Origin of the sequence: Sulfitobacter sp. TCYB15, assembly GCF_040435955.1 — a bacterium.
GTDB classification, from domain to species: Bacteria; Pseudomonadota; Alphaproteobacteria; order Rhodobacterales; family Rhodobacteraceae; genus Sulfitobacter; species Sulfitobacter pontiacus.
In genome coordinates this window covers 1,357,262-1,374,688 of the sequence record NZ_CP159193.1, presented here as the reverse complement: position 1 = coordinate 1,374,688, position 17,427 = coordinate 1,357,262, and the positions used below count along the sequence as shown (strand labels likewise).

16 protein-coding genes are annotated in these 17,427 nt (G+C 62.1%); 3 read left to right on the top strand and 13 right to left on the bottom strand.

What is annotated here, in order from left to right:
* Positions 1–20 precede the first annotated feature (20 nt).
* The 4 genes from ABM428_RS06530 to ABM428_RS06515 all read right to left on the bottom strand — a co-directional run bounded on the left by ABM428_RS06530 (position 21) and on the right by ABM428_RS06515 (position 4,208).
* Positions 21–506 carry a GNAT family N-acetyltransferase gene (locus tag ABM428_RS06530; RefSeq protein ID WP_132996895.1) on the bottom strand — a complete coding sequence of 162 codons (486 nt, stop codon included), beginning with the start codon at positions 504–506 and terminating at the stop codon, positions 21–23.
* Positions 503–1,117, bottom strand: coding sequence for a VOC family protein (locus tag ABM428_RS06525; protein ID WP_353628304.1), 615 nt, complete (start codon positions 1,115–1,117; stop codon positions 503–505). Before ABM428_RS06525 ends, ABM428_RS06530 begins: the two co-directional genes overlap by 4 nt.
* 69 nt (positions 1,118–1,186) lie before the next feature.
* Entirely contained in the window at positions 1,187–3,316 is a 2,130-nt protein-coding gene (gene scpA / locus ABM428_RS06520; protein WP_009826511.1) for a methylmalonyl-CoA mutase, read from the bottom strand.
* Entirely contained in the window at positions 3,279–4,208 is a 930-nt protein-coding gene (locus ABM428_RS06515) for a hypothetical protein (protein WP_132996897.1), read from the bottom strand. Before ABM428_RS06515 ends, scpA begins: the two co-directional genes overlap by 38 nt.
* Before the next feature lie 168 nt (positions 4,209–4,376).
* Here ABM428_RS06515 and ABM428_RS06510 point away from each other — a divergent pair, with 168 nt between their 5' ends.
* A complete protein-coding gene (locus tag ABM428_RS06510) occupies positions 4,377–4,838 on the top strand; it encodes a DUF4174 domain-containing protein (RefSeq protein WP_132996898.1) in 462 nt (153 codons plus the stop codon).
* 94 nt (positions 4,839–4,932) lie between these two features.
* Here ABM428_RS06510 and ABM428_RS06505 read toward each other — a convergent pair whose 3' ends face one another.
* From ABM428_RS06505 to ABM428_RS06480, 6 genes are all read right to left on the bottom strand, one after another.
* Complete coding sequence (locus ABM428_RS06505; RefSeq protein WP_009826508.1) at positions 4,933–6,978, bottom strand: acetyl/propionyl/methylcrotonyl-CoA carboxylase subunit alpha; 2,046 nt, start codon at positions 6,976–6,978, stop codon at positions 4,933–4,935.
* 116 nt (positions 6,979–7,094) lie between these two features.
* Positions 7,095–7,301 (bottom strand): hypothetical protein, encoded by a 207-nt coding sequence (locus ABM428_RS06500; RefSeq protein WP_005852327.1) that lies wholly within the window; start codon positions 7,299–7,301, stop codon positions 7,095–7,097.
* A 184-nt stretch (positions 7,302–7,485) separates the two neighbouring features.
* Positions 7,486–7,833, bottom strand: a complete 348-nt coding sequence (locus ABM428_RS06495; protein ID WP_005852325.1) for a hypothetical protein — start codon at positions 7,831–7,833, stop codon at positions 7,486–7,488.
* Between the two features lie 99 nt (positions 7,834–7,932).
* On the bottom strand, positions 7,933–8,076 hold the full coding sequence (locus ABM428_RS06490) for a hypothetical protein (RefSeq protein ID WP_005852323.1): 144 nt from the start codon (positions 8,074–8,076) through the stop codon (positions 7,933–7,935).
* A 214-nt stretch (positions 8,077–8,290) separates the two neighbouring features.
* Entirely contained in the window at positions 8,291–8,743 is a 453-nt protein-coding gene (locus ABM428_RS06485) for a DUF6497 family protein (RefSeq protein WP_235183764.1), read from the bottom strand.
* Positions 8,744–8,805: 62 nt separating this feature from the next.
* Positions 8,806–10,338 carry an acyl-CoA carboxylase subunit beta gene (locus tag ABM428_RS06480; RefSeq protein ID WP_037943769.1) on the bottom strand — a complete coding sequence of 511 codons (1,533 nt, stop codon included), beginning with the start codon at positions 10,336–10,338 and terminating at the stop codon, positions 8,806–8,808.
* Positions 10,339–10,516: 178 nt separating this feature from the next.
* Between ABM428_RS06480 and ABM428_RS06475 the strand changes: the two genes are divergently transcribed.
* Together ABM428_RS06475 and ABM428_RS06470 are read left to right on the top strand one after the other, a co-directional pair.
* Positions 10,517–11,734, top strand: coding sequence for a multidrug effflux MFS transporter (locus ABM428_RS06475; RefSeq protein WP_005852318.1), 1,218 nt, complete (start codon positions 10,517–10,519; stop codon positions 11,732–11,734).
* A gap of 71 nt (positions 11,735–11,805) precedes the next feature.
* The gene (locus ABM428_RS06470; protein ID WP_005852316.1) at positions 11,806–13,206 is read left to right on the top strand and encodes a short-chain fatty acyl-CoA regulator family protein; all 1,401 of its coding nucleotides are present in this window, start codon (positions 11,806–11,808) and stop codon (positions 13,204–13,206) included.
* A 4-nt stretch (positions 13,207–13,210) separates the two neighbouring features.
* Here ABM428_RS06470 and ABM428_RS06465 read toward each other — a convergent pair whose 3' ends face one another.
* The 3 genes from ABM428_RS06465 to betB all read right to left on the bottom strand — a co-directional run bounded on the left by ABM428_RS06465 (position 13,211) and on the right by betB (position 17,370).
* A complete protein-coding gene (locus ABM428_RS06465) occupies positions 13,211–13,897 on the bottom strand; it encodes a thermonuclease family protein (RefSeq protein WP_184582621.1) in 687 nt (228 codons plus the stop codon).
* Between the two features lie 102 nt (positions 13,898–13,999).
* Positions 14,000–15,658: a choline dehydrogenase gene (gene betA / locus ABM428_RS06460; protein ID WP_353628303.1), complete on the bottom strand. Its 1,659-nt coding sequence runs from the start codon at positions 15,656–15,658 to the stop codon at positions 14,000–14,002.
* 260 nt (positions 15,659–15,918) lie between these two features.
* On the bottom strand, positions 15,919–17,370 hold the full coding sequence (betB, locus tag ABM428_RS06455; RefSeq protein WP_353628302.1) for a betaine-aldehyde dehydrogenase: 1,452 nt from the start codon (positions 17,368–17,370) through the stop codon (positions 15,919–15,921).
* Positions 17,371–17,427 lie beyond the last annotated feature (57 nt).

Here is a 17,427-nt window from a genome sequence, read left to right as displayed (position 1 = left end):
ACGGGGCAGCGCCGGGGAAGTCAGCGGGGCGTCAGCATTTTCTGCATCAAAATTAGGTCAAGCTGCTGCCCGTTCTTCTGCCCGATGCGCGGCATCCTGCCCACGTGATCAAACCCGAGTGCCGCATGAAAGCCGATGGCACCCGGATTGGCCCCGCTGATCGCCGCCACCATGACGCGCCGCCCCTGTGCGACGGCCGCATCACAGGCAGTTTGCATCAAGGCACGGCCGGCACCCGCGCCCTGTGCAGCGGCATCAAGCACGATCGAATGCTCCACCGCATCGCGATACCCCACCCCGCTGCGAAAAGCCCCGTAGGTGATGAAACCGGCGACACCCTCCGCGTCGGCCACCCAGAACTGACCCGTGCGACCGGCGATCAGCGCCTCGACCTCTGCACCGGTCTTGGGCTGCGACGTGAAGGTGAACAGCGTTTGCGTGATCATCACATTCCACAGGGCCGCCACCACACCGGCATCACTGCCCGTTGCAGGCCGGATGATCACGCCAGCACAGCACGGCCCGCGGGCGTGTCAAAACGGGCAGACAGCGCCGGTGTTCCGACCTCGAACACGACGCGCGCATCGGTGAAGACCGGGGCAAGCGCTGCCGCCAACGTCTCGGCCTGCGGATGCTGGACCGTCAATGTCACCAAACGACAGCCAGAGGCATCAAGCCGCTGGGTCGGATGGGCCTCGCCTTCCCATTGCATCAAGGCGGGGGCGCAATTGTCATAGGGAAGCATACCGGTTTCCGGCACCGCCATACGCCAGCGCAGATCCCCACGCTGCAACGCCACCGGCGCGCCATAGCCTTCGGGCAAGGCTTCCAGCGTCGCCTCAAGATCATCGCAGCGGCAAATCCAGTTGGACAGCCGCGCCGGTCCGTTGAACCGGTCCAGATCAAACCAGCGCGCATAGGCAGGCGCAGGCGCGTCGGGGTCGACGGCAATCGCCTCCAGATACAGCGCATCCGCAAGCCCCAGCAGATGGTTATGCGTGCCAAACACCGCATGTGCGCCACCCGGCTGCAACGGCACCCCAAGCACCTGCGCGGCCATGTCAGCGGCGGCTTTCAGGCTCTCGCCCGCGACGGCAAGATGGTCCAGTTCGATCATTGGTCCTGCTTCCAGATGGTTCAAATCCTCGGGGGAGTGTGAGGGGGCAAACAGCCCCCTCGCGCCCGTTTAGCTGCGTGCGGCACGGATCAGTTTCAGGATATCCTGCGCGGCATTGGGGATATTGGTCCCCGGCCCGAAGATCGCCTTGACCCCCGCATCCTTGAGGAACTTGTAATCCTGCTGCGGAATCACCCCGCCGCAGATAACCAGAATATCCTCGGCCCCTTGATCCTTCAGCGCCTTGATCAGCTGTGGGGCGAGCGTTTTGTGACCCGCCGCCTGGGACGAGATGCCGATGACATGCACGTCGTTGTCCACGGCGTCCTGCGCGGCCTCGGCGGGGGTCTGGAACAGCGGCCCCACATCCACGTCGAACCCGATATCGGCAAAGGCGGTCGCAATGACCTTGGCCCCACGGTCGTGCCCGTCCTGACCCATCTTGACCACCAGCATACGCGGACGGCGGCCTTCGGCTTCGGCGAAATCCTCGACCGATTTCTGGATTTCCGCAAAGCCGCTGTCGCCCTCATAGGCCGCGCCATAGACGCCGGCCAATGTCTTGACCTCGGCGCGGTGACGTCCGAATTTTTCTTCCATCGCCATGCTGATCTCCCCTACGGTGGCGCGGGCGCGGGCGGCTTCGACCGCCCCTTCCAACAGGTTTCCGCCCTCTGCGGCGCGGCGGGTCAGCTCGGCCAGGGCGGCTTTGCAGGCGTCTTCGTCACGCGCGCCACGGATCGCTTCGAGACGCTTGATCTGGCTGTCGCGCACCTTGACGTTATCGACGTCCAGAATGTCGATCTCGTCCTCGACCTCGCGGCGGTATTTGTTGACCCCGACGATCACCTCGGTGCCGCGGTCGATCTTGGCCTGACGCGTGGCGGCGGCCTCTTCGATGCGCAGTTTCGGCATGCCGGAGGCGACGGCCTTGGTCATCCCGCCCAGCTCTTCCACTTCCTCGATCAGCTTCCACGCGGCGTCTGCCAGATCGGCGGTCAGCTTCTCGACATAGTAGCTGCCGGCCAGCGGGTCGACGACATTGGTGACGCCGGTTTCTTCCTGCAAAATCAGCTGCGTGTTGCGCGCAATGCGAGAGGAGAAATCGGTGGGCAGGGCAATCGCCTCGTCCAGGGCATTGGTGTGCAGCGACTGCGTGCCGCCCAGAACCGCGCTCATCGCCTCGTAGGCGGTGCGGATCACGTTGTTATAGGGGTCTTGCTCCTGAAGGCTCACGCCGGAGGTCTGGCAGTGGGTCCGCAGCATCGAGGATTTGGGGTTCTTCGGTTTGAATTCATCCATGATCCGCGACCACAGCAGACGCGCCGCGCGCAGTTTCGCGGCCTCCATAAAGAAGTTCATGCCGATGCAGAAGAAGAAGCTCAGCCGGGGTGCAAACCGGTCCACATCCATGCCCGCGGCAATCGCCGTGCGCACATATTCGCGGCCATCGGCAAGGGTAAAGGCCAGTTCCTGCACAAGGTTCGCGCCCGCCTCTTGCATGTGGTAGCCCGAGATCGAGATGGAGTTGAATTTCGGCATGTGGTCCGAGGTATATTCGATGATATCCCCGATGATCCGCATCGAGGGCTCGGGCGGATAGATATAGGTGTTGCGGACCATGAATTCTTTCAGAATATCGTTCTGAATGGTGCCCGAGAGCACGGATTTATCATGCCCCTGCTCTTCGCCCGCGACGATGAAATTCGCCAGGATCGGGATCACCGCGCCGTTCATCGTCATGGAGACCGAGACTTTGTCGAGCGGGATGCCGTCGAACAGGATCTTCATATCCTCGACGCTGTCGATGGCCACGCCCGCCTTGCCCACGTCGCCCTCGACGCGCGGGTGGTCGCTGTCATAGCCGCGGTGGGTGGCCAGATCGAAGGCCACCGACACCCCCTGCTGCCCCGCCGCAAGGGCGCGGCGGTAAAAGGCGTTCGACTCCTCTGCCGTAGAGAACCCCGCATATTGGCGGATCGTCCACGGGCGGCCGGCGTACATGGTCGCCTTCACCCCGCGGGTAAAGGGTGCCTCGCCGGGGATGCCGCCCAGATGGTCCAGCCCTTCGGTGTCTTCCGCCGTGTAAAGCGGCTTGACATCAATGCCTTCCAGCGTGTGCCACGTCAGGTCATCGAGGCTACGCCCGCGCAGTTCCGCCTCAGCCAGATTGCGCCAGTTTTCTTTGTCCGCTGTCATGGTGGTGTCCTTTTCTTCTATCGCCGTCTGGCCAGCTTGTGCCGGCTCTTGGGGCGGTTGATGTCTCTGTCAGGGTGGCAAGACCATCCGCACCGGCTGTCAGCCAGAACAGATCGTCCGCATAGGTTTCACGCAAGGCTGCGGCCTGCGCGTCGCTAAAGGGGTGCCAGTTGCCCAGCCCGTCGCTGCGCAGCCCTGCCACGGCAGGGCCCATCTGCGCGCGCAGGCTGGCCTCGTCCGGGCGGCGGTTCAGCCAATAGCCTTGGGTGGTGGCGGGGGCAGCACGACCGGTGAGCTGCGTAAACAGCGCATCGGGGCGGCCCGCGTAATCGTCATAGCGGGCGATGCTGATCTTCGCCTCGGGCAAGGCGCAGGCAAGATCGGTGATGACATCGCGCCAGCCGCGCCGGTCATGAGCGATACGGTCAATCTGGTCGGCATCCGGTACGGGATGCCCGCGCCCCACGGTATAGGCCAGCGCAGAGGCCCACCAATGGTCCGTCTGCCGGATGGTCAGCACCACCTGCGTCACGCGCCCGCCAAAGCTGGCCCCGAACCGCGCCATACGTTCGCCGATGGCCGGAAACAGCCGCCCGCTGCGCACCGAATGGCGCGCCGAGCCGATCATATTCTCGTCCGAGATCAGCAGTTGATCCGCCCCCAGGTCCCGCGCCTTGCCCATCAGCAGCGACACGCGCCCGTTTACCAAATTCGGCCCCGAGGCCAGCATTCCCGACGCCGGAAACAGCCCCGCAAACAGCCCGCCACGGGTCTGGCGCGGCCCCCAGACGCAGGTGCCCTGCGCCGCAATGGGATCGGCGTGATCCGCCAGATAGCGTTGAAAACTTGTGGTTCCTGTACGGTGTGCACCGACGTGAAGAAGAATATCCATGATCTGCTTGCCCAATCCTTGAACGGGGGCCAGCCACTGTGGCCCACTAAGAGTTTGAGCCACAGTCATGCCTGCAAACCTGTTGCAGAGTGCTTAATATGCGCAGATGTCCGGTTGTGCATCGCAATTGCGTCGCGCAAGCTTATATCTGTACGGACAGGAGACAAAATGAAACCAGTGATAGCCCTTGTTTTTGCAGGATTGTTTGCGGTCTCGGCGGGGGCGCAAACGGCCACGGAACCCGAGGTTCCCACGTTGTTCCTGCCCGCAGATATGGAAGATTTAAGTGAATTCCACTGGAAAAAAAGACCGGTTCTGGTCTTTGCGGACAGCGAGGATGACCCCGCCTTCCAATCCCAGATGGAGCTTTTGCGCGAACAGCCCGAAGACCTGATCGAACGTGACGTGATTGTCCTGACCGATACCGACCCGGGCGCGCGCAGCCCGTTGCGGCTGCGGATGCGGCCGCGCGGGTTCATGTTGGTGCTGGTGGGCAAAGACGGCGGGATCAAGCTGCGCAAGCCCCGCCCCTGGGATGTGCGCGAGATCACCCGCAGCATCGACAAAATGACCATCCGGCAACGCGAAATTCGCGAAGCCAAGGAAAAGTCGGGTAAAATCTTCGACTGAACAGCCAGCAGCCGCTGCAATATGGGCCGGTGCTGCGAAGGGATCCCCCGCAGCGCCGTGTTGTATCCCATGATGGCAACGGCTGGCATGGCGCTTATTCGAACTCGATGATGACATCATCCACAGCGAGGCTATCCCCCGCTGCGGCATTGACCTTGGACACTTTGCCCTTCTTCTCGGCGCGCAGGATGTTCTCCATTTTCATCGCCTCGATGGTGCAGAGGTTCTGGCCTTCCTGCACCTCGTCGCCGACCTCTACATCGATTTTCACCACCAGACCCGGCATGGGGCACAGCAGCATTTTCGATGTGTCGGGCGGCAGTTTCTCGGGCATCAGACGGGCCAGTTCGGCCTGACGCGGGTTGCGCACATGCACTTTCATATCCGCGCCACGGGCCCGCACGCGGAACCCGCCAGAGATTTTGCCGACCTTGAACACCAGCGGTGCGTCATCGATGGTCATCTCGGCCAGTTGGTCGCCCGGTGTCCAGTCGCCCGCGACGCGCAGCGCTGTGCCGTCGTCGAAGGTCACCGTCGCGCCCTTTGGGTCGGCCTGAATTTCCACATCGAACGACTGGCCTTGCAGCGCGACGTTCCAGGCGGTGCCGACCTTGCGTTCGTGGTTGTCCATGCGGCCCGACACGCGTGTCCGGCGGATCTCTCCGACGCGGTGCATGGCTGCGGTGGCCGCCGCGATCCGGCGCAGTTCGGCCTCGGGCAGCTCTACCCCGTCGAAGCCGTCGGGGTATTGTTCGGCGATAAAGGCGGTGGTCATGTTGCCTTCGACAAAGATCGGATGATCCATCACGGCAGAGAGGAACGGCAGGTTGTGCCCGATGCCTTCGACCTCGAAGCTATCCAGCGCCACGCGCATGCGTTCAATCGCCTCGGCGCGGGTCGGTGCCCATGTACACAGCTTGGCGATCATCGGGTCGTAATACATCGAGATTTCGCCGCCCTCGTAGACGCCGGTATCGTTGCGCACAGCCGTGTCACCCGCTGGCGCATCGCCCTGCCATTTGTCGTTGGTCAGCAAGGGGCCGGCCGCAATCTCCATCGGAGGACGGTAGCGCGTCAGACGCCCGATGGAGGGCAGGAAGCCGCGGTACGGATCTTCGGCATATAGCCGGTTTTCGATCGCCCAACCGGTCAGTTTCACGTCGTCCTGGGTGATGGTCAGCTTTTCGCCATTGGCAACGCGGATCATCTGTTCGACCAGATCGACACCGGTGATCAGCTCGGTCACGGGGTGTTCCACCTGAAGACGGGTGTTCATTTCAAGGAAGTAGAAGTTCTTGTCGCCGTCCACGATGAATTCGACCGTACCGGCAGAGGTATAGCCAACGGCCTGCGCCAAGGCGACGGATTGCTCGCCCATGGCTTTGCGGGTGGCTTCGTCAAGGAAAGGCGACGGGGCCTCTTCCACGACCTTCTGGTTGCGGCGCTGGATCGAACATTCGCGCTCGCCCAGATAGATGCCATTGCCGTGGGCGTCGCAAAGCACCTGAATTTCGATGTGGCGCGGCTGGGTGACGAATTTCTCGATAAAGATACGGTCATCGCCAAAGCTGTTGGCGGCCTCGTTCTTGGACGACTGGAACCCCTCGCGGGCCTCTTCGTCGTTCCAGGCGATACGCATGCCCTTGCCGCCCCCACCGGCAGAGGCTTTCAGCATCACCGGGTAGCCGATTTCGTTCGAGATCTTCACCGCCTCATCCGCGTCTTCGATCAGCCCCATGTAGCCGGGGACGGTGGAAACACCGGCTTCCTGCGCGATTTTCTTGGAGGTGATCTTGTCGCCCATCTTCTCGATCGCGCCCTTAGGGGGGCCGACAAAGGCGACGCCAGCGGCCTCGAGCGCCTCGGCGAATTTCGCGTTCTCGGACAGGAAGCCATAGCCCGGGTGTACGGCCTGCGCGCCCGACTGCTTGATCGCGTCCATGATCTTGTCGATCACGATATACGACTGGTTCGCGGCGGGCGGGCCGATGTGGATCGCCTCATCGGCCATCTGGACGTGCAACGCCTGCGCATCAGCGTCGGAATAGACGGCGACGGTTTCGATGCCCATCTTCTTGGCGGTCTTGATAACGCGGCAGGCAATCTCGCCGCGGTTGGCGATCAGGATCTTATTGAACATCGACTGTCCCTTTTGGTCTTGAGTGAACGGAAAAACCCCGCATCAGCACGCGGCTGAGCGGGGCAAAATCTTTGGCACTGCAGCTACCGCGACCCAAGGCCGCGGCAGATGTCAGATTATTGGCAGCGTACTGCGCCGGTTTGGCACGCCAGTACATTTGCGCCGGCACCGATGGCCGCGCCTTGCGCGAGGCTACCGCCTGTGACGGCTGCAGCACCGGCACCCACGACACCACCGCCGAGCGCTTGTTCGCCCAGTGTGTCACCGCATGCAGCGAGGCCAGCGGACGCAGTAACGGCGAGAAGAATTGTTTTGATGGACATGGGATTAAACCTTTTATTGATCGTGCGTTATTCGCGATGTGATACTGATAAACGCATGGTTTCGCAGAAGGTTCCACCGCGGTTTGAATAACGGCGCGCGCCCCTGCCCCAACGGGCAAATTACCGCCCAACATGCCATGCACGTGGCGAAAACCAGCCGAAAGGAAGGGGGCGACGCGCATGATCAATCCTCGAACGCGTCGGGGAAAGACGCCCGGGCAAGGGCTTCGTTGATGACCAGCATCGCGTCATAGTCGGCTGGATCAAAGGGGTCGTCTACCGCGACGACCTCGCGACCAAAGAGCCAAGACAAACGGCCCGCGTCCAGATTGCCCCTTTCGAACGGCTGGTCGCCAAAGGCTTCCCACAGCGCGCGCATAAAGGCCGTGTCAACGCGACGGTCCGCCGCCTTGCGGTCGGAACGGCGTTCGCGACGGGTCAGCGGGGTGACCCCACGCGGATTGGCGCGACGGATAACGAACTGATAGTCTGATCCGGGCATACGCCCCGGAAAACCGCGATGTTTCAGCATGATACCCCCCAGACTGCGAGGGCGATGCGCGGTGCTACCCCTGCGTTACATGCCGCAGAGGGGTTGGAGACAGGCGCAGAGGCCTGTCCCCGACAAGCATTACTTGTACTTGCCTGTGTACACGGGCTCAACCGAGATGGGCTCGGGTGCGACCACGACATATTCTTCTTGCTGCTTGGGTGCGCATGCCGCAACGGCTGCGATAAGGCCGAATGCGGCCAGCATTGTGATGCTCTTGGACATCTAAGTCTCCTGTCACTGTTTAAAGGGCCCGGCACTGCCTCATGCCAATCAGACCCCGATGTTAAAGTAAGAAATACGTCGGTATTCCCCGCCGCGACATTATCGCAGTTCATTGGCGTTGCATACGGTGTGCTTTCCAATGCGGCCAGATGTGACGCCAAAGCCGCAGTTCGGCGCGCTGGTGCCGCAGCGCTCGCAAGATGTTGTGGGTGCATCAAAGGCCCTCCCAGATACAGGTGTCGTTGCTCAGGCGAAATGCCTCGAAAAACTGTGTGGCATCGGGGTCGGACACCCCGAATTCCGTGACGCGATCAGCCAAAGAGATCACGATGACCTCTCCGTCCAGCGCATGTTGCGCCATGTAGGGAATGGCCAGCGCGTCGCACAGATAGGTCATATCGGCCCCAACCTGCGCAAAGTCCACAGCGCCCGTATCGCGCGCGATATAAGGGGCCACAAAACGGAAGCGCAGCCATGTCTGCACCCCCACCTCGTCTATCAGCACCTCTTGCAATTCGATGCTTTCGCCCGACGGCACCTCGACCGGCTGCGCCGCGGCAGAGGCCGTGGCGAAAGCTGCGCAAACCGCAAGCCACTTCAGTGCCGCACCCGCTGGATGCAGCCCGAAGGGCAATGACGCGGAAAGAGAGGGGTGATCGGTAACCAAAGCGGTCTCCTGCCCCTCGCGGTGCCCGCAAAGGCCCCGCGAGGGATATGGATTAAACGACGTTAGAGCGGGATGTTGTTATGCTTTTTCCAAGGCATCGCGGCTTTCTTGTTGCGCAGTGAGGCAAAGGCGCGGGCAATCCGCTTGCGCGTGGTGCGTGGCTGGATCACCTCGTCGATAAAGCCACGCTCTGCCGCGACAAAGGGGTTCGCGAAACGCTCTTCGTAATCGGCGGTATGGCGCGCGATCTTTTCGGGGTCGTTCAGATCGGCACGGTGGATGATCTCTGTCGCGCCCTTGGCCCCCATCACGGCAATCTCGGCTGTGGGCCACGCATAGTTGAAGTCGGACCGCAGGTGCTTGGACGCCATCACGTCATACGCGCCGCCATAGGCTTTGCGGGTGATGACCGTCACCATCGGCACCGTCGCTTCGCCATAGGCGAACAGCAGCTTGGCACCGTGTTTGATCACGCCGCCATATTCCTGCCCCGTACCGGGGAGAAAGCCGGGCACGTCCACCAGCGTCAGGATCGGAATTTCGAACGCATCGCAGAAGCGCACAAACCGCGCCGCCTTGCGCGAGCTGTCGATATCGAGGCAACCCGCCAGCACCATCGGCTGGTTCGCGACCACACCCACGGTGCGCCCTTCGATACGGATAAAGCCCGTCAGGATGTTCTTGGCAAAGTCCTCCTGAATTTCGTAAAAGTCGCCTTCATCCGCAAGCTTGTGGATCAGCTCTTTCATGTCATAGGGCGTGTTGGCGTTGCTGGGCACCAATGTATCAAGCGACGCCTCGATCCGGTCGGGTTCGTCAAAGAACGGGCGCACAGGCGGCATGTCGCGGTTGTTGGCGGGCAGGAAATCGACCAGACGACGCACCTCGGCCAGTGCTTCGACGTCATTTTCAAACGCGCCATCCGCAACGGAGGATTTGCGCGTGTGCGTCGTCGCGCCGCCCAATTCCTCTGCGGTGACCTGTTCGTTGGTCACGGTTTTGACCACGTCAGGGCCTGTCACGAACATATAGGACGTGTCTTTAACCATGAAGATAAAGTCAGTCATCGCAGGGGAATAGACCGCACCGCCCGCACATGGCCCCATGATCACGCTGATCTGCGGGATCACACCGGAGGCTTCGATATTGCGCTGGAACACCTCGGCATAACCCGCGAGGCTGTCGACGCCTTCCTGAATACGCGCACCGCCGGAATCGTTGATCCCGATGACAGGCGCACCGTTCTGGATCGCCATATCCTGAATCTTGCAGATCTTCTGCGCGTGGGTCTGGGACAGCGATCCGCCAAAGACCGTGAAATCCTGACTGAAGACATAGACCAGACGGCCGTTGATTGTGCCCCAACCGGTGACAACGCCGTCACCTGCGGGTTTTTGCTGCTCCATCCCGAAGTCGGTGCAGCGGTGGGTAACGAACATGTCGAATTCTTCAAACGACCCATCATCAAGCAACAGGTCGATCCGCTCGCGGGCGGTCAGCTTGCCACGGGCGTGCTGCGCATCAATGCGCTTTTGCCCTCCGCCCAGTCGGGCGTCGTCGCGGCGGGTTTCAAGCTGTTCCAGAATATCTTTCATCACGCACCTCTATAAGATTTCCGCCACCGTAACGCCGCCCCCGCGCGAACCAAAGCGCATTTTTGCAAATTTGCAAAAACTATACACCCATCTCTTTGCTAATTGAAAACTTGCAAATCGTTTGGTTACCGTATGGTTCTGGATAGACAAGATGCAACCGCAGGCATACTGATATGCAATGATCAAGGATAACCCCGTCCGTTTTCTGGATAAAACATCCCCCCCGCATATTTCCACGCTGATCCTTCTGTCGGGGATCGGGGCGCTGGCGATGAATATGTTCTTGCCAAGCCTTCCCGCAATGGCTGAATATTTCGACGCCGATTACGCTGTGATGCAGCTTTCCGTCCCGCTTTATCTACTGTGCAGCGCGGTATTGCAGGTGCTGATCGGCCCGATTTCGGACAATCTGGGCCGCCGCAATGTGCTGCTGTGGGGGCTGGCGATATATATGGTCGCGACGGTGGGCTGTATCTATGCCCCCACGACGGCTGTGTTTCTTGCCTTCCGCTGCGTGCAGGCCATCGTCGCCGTGTCGATGGTGCTGAGCCGCGCCGTGGTGCGCGATATGTTTGCCCAAGACAAAGCCGCCTCGATGATCGGCTATGTCACGATGGGCATGGCGCTGGTGCCCATGATCTCCCCCGCTGTGGGCGGGTTGCTGGAACAATCCTTCGGCTGGCAGGCGACCTTCTGGGCGATGTTCTGGATCGGGGCGCTGGTACTGGCGATCACATGGTTCGACCTTGGCGAGACCCACGTCGCGTCAGGGCGCACGCTGACCCAGCAATTCGCCGAATACCCCGAGCTGCTCGGCTCTCCGCGGTTCTGGGGGTACTCGATGGCGGCGGCCTGCTGCTCGGGTGCGTTCTTTGCCTACCTTGGCGGCGCGCCCTTTGTGGGCAGCGTCGTTTTCGGCATGGAACCGGCCGAGCTTGGCATCTATTTCGGCGCGCCCGCCGTGGGCTATTTCCTTGGCAACTTTATCACGGCCCGCAAGGCGACCGTGGTCGGCGTCAACACGCTGGTGCTTTGGGGCTGTCTGGCCAATGCGATTGGCGGGTCGGTGTCGATGATGATCTTCCTGCTGGGCTATGGATCGCCGCTGTCGTTCTTCGGGATGATGACGCTGGTGGGCCTTGGCAACGGGCTGTGCATCCCCAACGCCACCGCGGGCCTGTTGTCTGTGCGCCCGCATCTGGCGGGCACGGCATCCGGGCTTGGCGGCGCGATCATGATTGGCGGTGGTGCGGGGCTGAGCATTTTGGCCGGTGCCCTGCTGAGCGAAGAAACCGGAGCCTATCCGCTGCTCTGGATCATGCTGGCTACCGCCGTCGCGGGCGTCGCGTCGATCTTGGTCGTGATCCGCCGTGAACGGGCGCTTGGCATTGCCTGACGGGCCTTGCCGCCGTTAGTTTGCAAAGATACGGTTTGCAGAACTAGAAACTTTGCAAAGGCCCCACCCCGATGGCGATCCAAAAGCTATACGCTGGCGCAAAACTGCGCGAGCTGCGCACCAATCTGGCTCATACCCAGAAAGAATTCGCCGCGCGCCTTGGCGTATCCCTCCCGTACCTTAACCAGATGGAGAACAATAACCGACCCGTCAGCACCACGGTCGTGTTGGCACTGGCGTCTGAATTCGGGATGGACGTCACCGAACTGTCGAGCGGGGACAGTGAACGGCTTGTCAGCGACATGCGCGAAGTCCTGTCCGATCCGGTGTTCGAGGGCGATGTGCTGCCACTGGCCGATGTGCAGCTTGCGGCCTCCAACGCGCCGGGGTTGGCGCGGGCGTTCATCAAGCTGCACCAAAGCCACCGCCAGACCCAGGAACGGCTGGCCTATCTGGACGAAGCCTTGGGCCGCGAAGATGCCCGCCCCTCCCCCAGTCCGTGGGAAGAGGTGCGCGACTTCTTCCATTATTGCGACAATTATCTGGATGCCGTGGACCGCGCCGCCGAGTATTTCGCCCGCGACACCGGCACCGGCCAAAGCCTGCGCGACACCACGCTAGAGGCGCTGTCCAGCGCAGGGATCACCGTCGCCTTCGACGAGACAGATGCCCTGCGCCGCTATGATCCAGCCAGCGGCGTGTTGCATGTCTCGGCCCGCGCCTCGCAGGCCACTCAGACGTTCCAGATGCTGCTGCAAGTTGCCCTTGTGCGCCAGAACGACCTGCTTGAGGCAACCTTGGATTTCGCGCGTTTCAACAGCCCCGCGGCCCGTGACATCGCGAAGATGGGGCTGGCGAACTACTTTGCCGGGGCCGCGCTGATGCCCTACGCCCGGTTTCTGGAGCGCGCCCAAAGCTGCCGCCACGACCTCGAGGTGCTGGCCTCTGATTTCGGGGCTTCGATCGAACAGGTCGCGCATCGGCTGTCGACGCTGCAACGCCCCGGGTCAAAGGGGATTCCGTTCTTCTTTGTCCGTGTGGATCAGGCGGGCACGATCACCAAACGCCATTCGGCCACCCGTCTGCAATTCGCGCGGTTTGGCGGAGCCTGCCCCCTGTGGAACGTGCACAGCGCCTTTGAAACGCCGGGCCGCTTCCTACGCCAGCTGGCCGAAACGCCGGACGGGGTACGCTATATCTCGTTGGCGCGGGACATCTCGAAACCGGCGGGGCGGTTTGGCGCGCCGGTGCGGCGCTATGCGATTTCACTGGGGTGCGAGGTGCGCCATGCGCCCGCGCTGGTCTATGCCGACGGGATGGACACCACCCGCGCCTCTGCGTTTGAACCCATCGGTATATCTTGCCGTATCTGCGAGCGTAAACATTGCCACCAGCGCTCTGTGCCGCCGCTGGAACGCCAGCTGGTGGTGGACCCGAACCTGCGCGACGTGCTGCCCTATCAGGTGGATTGACCGCTCACCGCCTGGCCGCCCGCCATCCGGCGGCACGCGCTTGCGCCGCGCTGCAGAACCAGCGTTCGCCCTTGTCGGTGCGGATCACGGTCCGGTCATAGTCGTGCTGTCCGGGCATGTGAAAGATCCGCGTGCCCTTGCTGCTGACATTCCCCTTGATCACACATCCGCCCGGCCCCGATGACGCAACGGGCTTTGGCGCTGCTTTAGAGGCTTTGCGATAGGCATCGGGGCGCTGCGTTTCATAGGCATGTACCCCGCGTCCCGCCCGCTTGGCCGCCGCTTCATGCGCGACATAGGCGCGGCTGTAGCGCGCGTAGGAAAAGGCCAGCCCCGACGCGACCAAAGCTTGCCCCATATCCTGCCCCAAGGCGGCACAGCGCGCGACAATCCGGCCATAGCGGTCGGTATCCACCCGCTGGCAGTCAGCCCGCTGACCGTCATAGCTGGCGCGCACCTGCGCCGTCACCCAAGCGCCGCAGTTCAACACGCGCCCATCCGAGCCACGGCAAGGCTGGTCCCCTTCGACCGCATCGATGCCGAAAAGCCGGATCCGCGTCTCACCCAATGCGATCGTATCGCCGTCGATCACCCGGATCTCGCCCGTCAGGCGCGGTTCGACCGCCGCAGCGGGTTGCGTGAAAACGGCAAGCAAAGCCGCTGCGAAACATGAATGAAGGATGGGTTTCATATCCCGTTGATTGGGGCGTTTCCACGCCCCAATCAACCAGAGATATTAACCAAGGTTAACTTTCGTTAACACTTGTGGCCTCTCGACCAACGGGGCAGCCCCTTAGCGCTGCGCGGTTTCCCAGTCGGGGTGGATCCAGGGCACGTCATTCGCCGCGGCCAATGGATCAAGCCCCAGCACATGGTCCGAGATTTTCTCGCCCACCATGATCGACGGGGCGTTCAGGTTGCCATTGGTGATCCGCGGGAAGATCGAGCTGTCGGCGACGCGCAGCCCCTCTACCCCGATCACACGGCCCTGCGGATCGACCACCGCCTGCGGGTCGTCGGCGCGGCCCATGCGGCAGGTACCACAGGGGTGATAGGCGCTTTCGGCATGTTCGCGAATGAAGGCATCAAGTTCCTCGTCGCTTTGCACATCGGCCCCCGGCTGGATTTCGTGTTTGACGAAGGGTTTGAAGGCGTCCTGCGCAAAGATCTCCCGGGTGAGGCGAATACAGGTCCGGAATTCCTCCCAATCCTTGTCTTGCGACATGTAGTTGAAAAAGATCTTCGGCGCGTCGGCCGGATTGCCCGAGGCCAGCGTGACAGACCCGCGCGAGGTCGACCGCATCGGCCCCACATGCGCCTGAAACCCGTGGCCTTCGGCGGCGGCCTGCCCGTCATAGCGCACGGCAATCGGCAGGAAGTGATACTGGATATCGGGATATTTAATCCCCGCCTTCGACCGGATGAAAGCCGCGCTTTCAAACTGGTTCGACGCGCCCATGCCGGTTTTGGTAAACAGCCACTGCGCGCCGATCACGGCCTTGGAAAAGATGTTCCAGTGCTTGTACAGCGTAATCGGCTGGCTGGCGGCCATCTGGATATACAGTTCAAGGTGGTCTTGCAGGTTCTGGCCCACACCGGGGCGGTCCGCGATCACCTCGATACCATGCTCTGCCAGATGGGCCGCAGGGCCGATGCCCGACAACATCAGCAGCTTGGGCGAGTTGATGGAGGACGCCGCGACGATCACCTCGCCGCTGGCACGCAGCACCTCGGTCTTGCCACCGCGCAGCACCTCGACCCCGACAGCGCGACCGTCTTCGATCACGATCCGCTGCGCCAAGGCGCGGACGAGTTCGACGTTGCCGGTCTTTTGCGCGGGCCGCAGATAGGCGTTGGCCGCGGACCAGCGACGGCCCTTCCAGACCGTCTGCTCCATCGGGCCGAAGCCTTCCTGTTTCTCGCCGTTATAATCGTCGGTCGCCTCATAGCCCGCTTGTTTGCCCGCCTCGACAAAGGCTTCGAACAAGGGGTTTTCACGGGGGCCACGGCTGACATGCAGCGGACCATCGGTGCCGCGCCAGTCGGGGTCGCCCCCGTGGCCGCCATCGTGCCAGCTTTCCATGCGTTTGAAATAGGGCAGCACATCGGCATAGCCCCAGCCGTCGGCCCCCTGCTCTTCCCAGTGGTCATAGTCCATCGCGTGCCCGCGCACATAGACCATCCCGTTGATCGACGACGATCCGCCGATCACTTTGCCACGCGGGGTCGCCAGACGACGGTTGTTCAGATGCGGTTCGGGTTCGGACTGGAACCCCCAGTCGTAGGTTTTCATGTTCATCGGATAGGACAGCGCCGCCGGCATCTGGATGAACGGGCCCGCATCGCTGCCACCATGTTCGATCACCATCACCTTGCGCCCTGCCGTGGCCAGGCGGTACGCCATCGCGCAGCCCGCGCTGCCCGCCCCTACGATAATAAATTCAGCTTCCATCCTATCGCCTTCCTTCCGTGAGTCTTGCGCGGGTCAAGGAGGCCGCAGGCCCCGCGCCCCCGGCGCGGCGTGTCCTTGACGCGCGCAAGTCTCGCATCCCAACATTGTCGAGGTGACTTGAGGATCAGACCGATCCCTCAAGCACCTCTCAGCATATTCCGGCACGCCCTGCCCAAGCCCCCTTTGTTGCCGAAGGAAAGCTTGGGCCGGATGCGCGCCCATCTATCGCATGCGCGTCAGCGCAGCGTTGGATCAGCGCCCTAGAAAGGCGCTTCCATATCGCCCATGCGCACATAGACGGTTTTCAGCTGGCTATAGTGATCAATCGCCGCCTTTGAGTTCTCGCGCCCCACGCCCGAATTTTTCATGCCTCCAAAGGGGGCCTCTACCGGGGCGTCGTTATAGGTGTTGATATAGCAGGTGCCCGCCTCGAACCCCGCCGCGACGCGGTGCGCGCGCGACAGGTCTTTGGTGAACACACCGGCGGCGAGACCGAATTCGGTCGCATTGGCGCGGGCCATCACCTCTGCCTCGGTCTCGAAATCCAGCACCGACATGACCGGCCCGAAAATCTCTTCGCGGGCGATGGACATGTCGTCGGTCACATCGGCAAAGACGGTGGGCTGCATATAGAAGCCATCGCGGTCGATTGCTGCCCCGCCATAAACCAGACGCGCGCCTTCGGCCTTGCCCTTTTCGACATAGCCAAGCGCGATCTCCATCTGACGTTTTGACACCATCGGGCCAAAGCTGGTGTCAGGGTCCATCGGGTCGCCGATCACGGCGGTGTCCAGACGTTCGGCCAAGCGTTTCAGGAACGCCTCTTTGATGTCGCGGTGCACGAAGACGCGGGTGCCGTTCGAACAGATCTGGCCCGAGCTGTAGAAATTGCCCAAGATCGCGCCGCTGATGGCGTTTTCGATATCGGCGTCCTCGAACACGATCATGGGGGACTTGCCCCCCAGTTCCATCGTGACATGTTTGATGCCTTCCGCGGCCGCGGCATAGACCTTGCGGCCCGTGGGCACAGAACCGGTGAGAGAGACTTTGTCGACGCGCGGGTCGGTCACAAGGGAGGCCCCCACTTCGCCCATGCCTTGCACAACGTTATAAAGACCGGCGGGCAGCCCTGCCTCTACCAGAATTTCCGCGACTTTCAGCGCGCAAAGCGGCGTCGTCTCGGACGGCTTGAAGATGATCGAGTTCCCGCAGGCCAGCGCCGGTGCGCCTTTCCAGCAGGCGATCTGCGTCGGATAGTTCCATGCGCCGATGCCGACACATACACCCAGCGGTTCGCGGCGGGTATAGACCCAGTCTTCGCCCAGCTGGATATGCTCCCCCGTCAACGAGGCCGCCAGACCGCCGAAATATTCCAGCGCATCGGCACCACTGGTCGCATCCGCAACCGAGGTTTCCTGATAGGGTTTGCCGGTGTCATACGTCTCGAGGATCGACAGATCGTGGTTGAGTTCACGCATGATGTCAGCAGCGCGGCGCAGGATACGGCCCCGTTCGGTGCCGGTCATCGCGGCCCAAGCAGCCTGCGCGTCCCGCGCGGCGGTGATGGCTTTCTCGACGATCTCCGGCGTGGCGGCATAGACGGTCGCGATGACCTCGCCCGTGGCCGGATAGATCACCTCGATCGGGGTGCCGTTGGTATCTTCGACATATTCGCCGTTGATGAAATGGCTGGCGGTGGGTTGCGTTTGCATAGGTCTCTCTTTTCGGTTGGGCCCCGCCCGTATGGCGGGGCCGCTTAGGTTTAAGGG

Bases quoted from the DNA above. Each gene is read 5' to 3' on its own strand.
- ABM428_RS06525 (WP_353628304.1), bottom strand. From the start codon at position 1,117: ATGATCGAACTGGACCATCTTGCCGTCGCGGGCGAGAGCCTGAAAGCC.
- scpA (WP_009826511.1), bottom strand. From the start codon at position 3,316: ATGACAGCGGACAAAGAAAACTGGCGCAATCTGGCTGAGGCGGAACTG.
- ABM428_RS06515 (WP_132996897.1), bottom strand. From the start codon at position 4,208: ATGGATATTCTTCTTCACGTCGGTGCACACCGTACAGGAACCACAAGT.
- ABM428_RS06510 (WP_132996898.1), top strand. From the start codon at position 4,377: ATGAAACCAGTGATAGCCCTTGTTTTTGCAGGATTGTTTGCGGTCTCG.
- ABM428_RS06505 (WP_009826508.1), bottom strand. From the start codon at position 6,978: ATGTTCAATAAGATCCTGATCGCCAACCGCGGCGAGATTGCCTGCCGC.
- ABM428_RS06500 (WP_005852327.1), bottom strand. From the start codon at position 7,301: ATGTCCATCAAAACAATTCTTCTCGCCGTTACTGCGTCCGCTGGCCTC.
- ABM428_RS06495 (WP_005852325.1), bottom strand. From the start codon at position 7,833: ATGCTGAAACATCGCGGTTTTCCGGGGCGTATGCCCGGATCAGACTAT.
- ABM428_RS06490 (WP_005852323.1), bottom strand. From the start codon at position 8,076: ATGTCCAAGAGCATCACAATGCTGGCCGCATTCGGCCTTATCGCAGCC.
- ABM428_RS06480 (WP_037943769.1), bottom strand. From the start codon at position 10,338: ATGAAAGATATTCTGGAACAGCTTGAAACCCGCCGCGACGACGCCCGA.
- ABM428_RS06475 (WP_005852318.1), top strand. From the start codon at position 10,517: ATGATCAAGGATAACCCCGTCCGTTTTCTGGATAAAACATCCCCCCCG.
- ABM428_RS06470 (WP_005852316.1), top strand. From the start codon at position 11,806: ATGGCGATCCAAAAGCTATACGCTGGCGCAAAACTGCGCGAGCTGCGC.
- ABM428_RS06465 (WP_184582621.1), bottom strand. From the start codon at position 13,897: ATGAAACCCATCCTTCATTCATGTTTCGCAGCGGCTTTGCTTGCCGTT.
- betA (WP_353628303.1), bottom strand. From the start codon at position 15,658: ATGGAAGCTGAATTTATTATCGTAGGGGCGGGCAGCGCGGGCTGCGCG.
- betB (WP_353628302.1), bottom strand. From the start codon at position 17,370: ATGCAAACGCAACCCACCGCCAGCCATTTCATCAACGGCGAATATGTC.